The organism is Pseudorhodoplanes sp. (assembly GCF_035565795.1).
Taxonomy (GTDB): Bacteria; Pseudomonadota; Alphaproteobacteria; order Rhizobiales; family Xanthobacteraceae; genus Pseudorhodoplanes.
Window position 1 is genome coordinate 1 of the sequence record NZ_DATMRV010000178.1, and the last position, 4336, is coordinate 4336.

Annotated in this window: 4 protein-coding genes; all 4 read right to left on the reverse strand. The window is 63.8% G+C overall.

The window, feature by feature from the left end:
• On the reverse strand, positions 1-630 hold a 630-nt coding region (locus VNZ93_RS16250), incomplete at its 3' end, for a sugar phosphate isomerase/epimerase family protein (RefSeq protein WP_325707254.1).
• Positions 630-1820 (reverse strand): dihydrodipicolinate synthase family protein, encoded by a 1191-nt coding sequence (locus tag VNZ93_RS16255; protein WP_325707257.1) that lies wholly within the window; start codon positions 1818-1820, stop codon positions 630-632. The genes VNZ93_RS16250 and VNZ93_RS16255, both read right to left, overlap by 1 nt.
• Positions 1821-1971: 151 nt before the next feature.
• Positions 1972-3126, reverse strand: a complete 1155-nt coding sequence (locus VNZ93_RS16260; RefSeq protein WP_325707260.1) for a Gfo/Idh/MocA family oxidoreductase — start codon at positions 3124-3126, stop codon at positions 1972-1974.
• A gap of 76 nt (positions 3127-3202) precedes the next feature.
• The coding region (locus tag VNZ93_RS16265) for a hypothetical protein (protein ID WP_325707263.1) at positions 3203-4336 on the reverse strand (1134 nt) is incomplete at its 5' end.

Genomic DNA, 4336 nt, shown 5'->3' on the forward strand with positions numbered 1-4336 from the left:
CTTGCCGACGCGCGCGATCTGCGACCACACATCGGAATCCCACCAGACGTGATACGTGTCGATCGCAACCCCGATCGCACCGCTGCGGGCAGGATCGATCGCATCGCAGATGTCGAGCGCCTGCCGCAGCGTGTTCACACATGCGCGGTCAGCGGCATACATCGGATGCAGCGGCTCGAGGGCAAGAGGCATTCCCGCTGCCCTGGCATACGGCAGGAGTTCGGCCAGCGTCTCCGTGACCTGCGCATGCGCAGCGCGGATATCCTTCGACGGAGCGGAACCTGGCCGCGAATATTGCGGCAGTCCGCCGACAACCAGGACCAGGCAGGGTGAGCCGAGCGCTGTCGCCTCGTCGATGGCGCGCCGGTTGTCGTCCAGCGCCGCCTGCCTGTTCGCGGCATCGCTCGTGAACATGCCGCCGCGGCAATAGCCGGACAATGTCAGTCCCGCATCGCGCACGGCCTTCACCGCGCGCTCAAGCCCGACATGCGCGACCTGATCGCGCCACGGCGAGACGGCGCGGATGCCGCGCTGTGCACAGGCTTCGACGATGCCAATGAAATCGGCCTGCTGGCGAACGGTGGCGGTGTTGATCGAAAGCCAGTGATGGTCTTTGGAGAGATCGCGCATTACGCACCGACACCCCTTACCGCCAGCACCGCGCGCATGCGATCAACCGCAAGCTCCGGATCGCGCAGAAGTCCCGCCGCATCCGCCAGCCGGAAGATCTCGGCAAGATGCAGCGTCGAACGTGCACTTTCCTGCCCGCCGACCATGGTGAAGTGATCCTGATGGCCGTTTAGATAGGCCATGAACACCACACCGGTCTTGTAGAAGCGCGTCGGCGCACGGAAAATGTGCCGTGACAGCGGCACCGTTGGACCCAGAATGCCGTGGAAGGTCTCGTTGTCGTTCTTTGCGAGCGCGACCAGCGCCGCAGCGGCCGCCGGCGCAATCGCATCGAAGATGCCGAGCAGCGCGTCCGAATAGCCCTGCGCATCGCCCGCGATGAGCTCGGCGTAATTGAAGTCGTCGCCGGTATACATGCGCACACCCTTGGCGAGGCGGCGGCGCATCGTGATTTCCTTGTCCTTGTCGAGCAGCGAGATCTTCACGCCGTCGACCTTCGACGCATTTGCGTTGATGATTTCGACCGCGACATCCGTCGCCTTGTCGAGATCCCTGGTTCCCCAATAGCCGCTGAGCGCCGGATCGAACATGTCGCCAAGCCAGTGAATGATCACCGGCTCCTTCACCTGCGAGAGCACGCGGCCATAAACCTTGCGGTAATCGTCGCCCGAGGTCGCGACACGGGCCAGTGCGCGCGACGCCATGAGAATGATGCGCCCGCCGAAGGCCTCGATGGCCGCGATCTGCTCCTCATAGGCGCGGATCACGTCGTCGATGCTTTTCGCATCGTCCGGCGCAAGCTGATCGGTGCCTGCGCCAGAGAATACGAGCCCCTTGCGCGGCTTCGCGGCAGCAACAGAACGACGGATCAGCTCCAGCGATTGCGGCCAGCTCATCCCCATGCCGCGCTGCGCGGTGTCCATCGCTTCCGCAACGCCGAAGCCCAGATCCCAGAGGTGCTCCCGGAATGCGATGGTGCGATCCCAGTCCACCGCGGCGTCGAGCCAGGGATCGGAATCGGCCAGCGGGTCGGCGACCACGTGAGCGGCCGCAAATGCGATGCGGTTGAGTGGCGCACTGACCTTTGCCGGGAAGTCTGCGGGCGCTGAGACCGCGAAAGTCTCAAGGCTGAGATCGGCGCGCGGCAGTGCGATGGTGAGACCGGCCCGCGGGCGTTCATAGCGGTTCATGGCGCTGCCTCTTCCCTTTGTTATCCCTCCCTCCCCTGAAAGGGGGGGTGGCGAGCCGCGTCAGCGGCGAGACGGGTGGGGTCAACGCAGCAAAAGCTCCCACCCGTCCGCTTCGCGGACACCCTCCCCCGCAAGCGGGGAGGGATAAGAGTTACAACTTCAGCTCCGGCACATCGACAAAGCGTCGTTCTTTCCAGCTTTGCAGCGCGCATTCGACAAGCTGCACGCCCTTGGCGCCTTCCATCAGCGTGTAGCGATAAGGCGCGTTCTCCATGACGTGACGAATGAACATCTCCCACTGCACCTTGAAGCCGTTGTCGTAGACCTGATTGTCCGGCACCGGCTGCCAGGTGTCGTAGAAATTGATCGGCTGCTTCACATCCGGATTCCAGACCGGGCGCGGCGTACCCTGCCGCGGCTGGATCACGCACTCGGTCAGGCCGGCGACGGCCGAGCCGTTCACGCCGTCGACCTGGAAGGTCGCGAGGTCGTCGCGATAAACCCGCGTGACCCAGCTCATGTTGATATGCGCAATCACACCGCCCTCGAGTTCGAAGGTGGCATAGGCAGCATCGTCCGCGGTCGCCTTGTATTCCTTGCCGTTCTCGTCCCAGCGCGTCGGGATGTGCTTCGCGCCGAGGCAGGAGACGCTCTTCACCTCACCGAACAGGTTGTCGAGCACATAGCGCCAGTGGCAGACCATATCGAGGATGATGCCGCCGCCATCCTCTTCGCGATAATTCCATGACGGCCGCTGCGCGGGCTGCCAGTCACCTTCGAATACCCAATAACCAAACTCGCCACGCACCGCGATCATGCGGCCGAAGAATCCGGAATCGCGCAGCATCTTGAGCTTGAGCAGCCCCGGCAGGAACAGCTTGTCCTGCACCACGCCATTCTTGACGCCGGCCTTCTGAGCAAGCCGGCAAACCTTGAGCGCGGACGCAAGATCGGTCGCGATCGGCTTCTCGCAATAGACATGCTTGCCGTGCGCGATCGCCTTTTCCAGAAGCTCGGGCCGCATCTGCGTCGTGCCGGAATCGAAGAAGATTTCGTCCTCGGGATTCAGCAAGGCCTTGTCGACATCGGTGGCCCAGCGCGTCACACCATATTGCTGCGCCAGCGCGGCGATCTTGTCCGGGTTGCGCCCGACAAGGATCGGGTCCGGCATCACCCGGCTGCCATCGGACAATACGACGCCGCCCGCCTGACGAATGGCGAGCACCGACCGGATCAAATGCTGATTCATGCCCATGCGCCCGGTCACGCCATGCATGATGATTCCGAGCCGTCTTGCAGCCGCCATCCTTAATCCCCTCCGCGCTTTTGCGGCTCTTTTAACCGTCTGGTTAAAAGATGAAAAGAGCCATTTTGCTAGCGGATTATAGGGCCTTGGCGGCTTCCGGGCCCACGCCCCCATCGCGAATGGCCTGCGGATCGACGCCGGAGGCATAGCCCGGCTGGGCCAGCGAACCGATCGCGAGGGCGCCGCCCCGGATCGCCAGCCGCACCTCGCCGTCCCGCTCCTCATAGAGGTCGGGATGCGCGTCGAGAAAGGCCTGAACCTCGTCGCCGGGCGTCGATGGGAACCCGCCGACGAAATGATGTCCGTTGCGCTCCGAATGCCCGACGCCGTGGAAGGCAAGCAGCGCCGTATCCTGCTGGACCGCGAGGCCGGCCTGACAGGTGAGGTCTTCGCCGGCCAGGAAGGCATGGGCCGCGCCATTGCCGGACCACAGCGCCGCGCGGGCGCCGTTGATGAGTGACTTGTAGATGCCCTTGCAGGCCTTCGACGAGATGCCGCGATAGCCGAGAGCAACGGCCTTCGGAAAGGCGTCGTAGTCGCTTTCGCCCTCGTCGACGATGACAGCGAAACTCTTGCCGAATTCGCCGAGCGGCGTTCCGAAGGTCAGATCGCGCGGCAGCGGTTGCTCGACATAGAGCAGCCGCTGCAGAAAATTGCCGAATTGCGCGCGGCTCCGCAGGCCCTCGCCAAGCGCGGTCAGCGCATCATGGCTGCCATATTGCTCGTTGGCATCGAGCGTGACCCGATAATCCATGCCGATGGCATCCAGCGTGCCGGCGATCTCGGCCAGCCGCTCGGTATCGGTCGAGGCGTCGCCTGACAGCTTCAGCTTGAAATAGCGGCAGCCGGTCTGCGCGTGAATTGACGCAAGCTGATCGACCGGATCGGCCATGCCGACGGTATGACGGACCAGCATCTGCGCCAGCGGCTTGCGGCTCTGCAGGTATCTGGCGATCACGCCGTCGTCGAGATCGGGCGTCAGCCGCGCGTCGAGGCCGGCGATATTGTCCTTCAGCCCGCTGAACACATCGCGGCGACAGGCGCGCAGCAATGCGTCGAGGATCGCCTTGTCGATCTCGGCCGGACCGAAAGCTGCGGCAAGTCCCGGAATGCCCTCCCGTGCGCACGTTTGCAGCACCGCCGCATGTTCTTCTGCGTGATGACCGAACGCGGTGTCGAATTGCCGATGACTGAGATAAGCATCACGCGC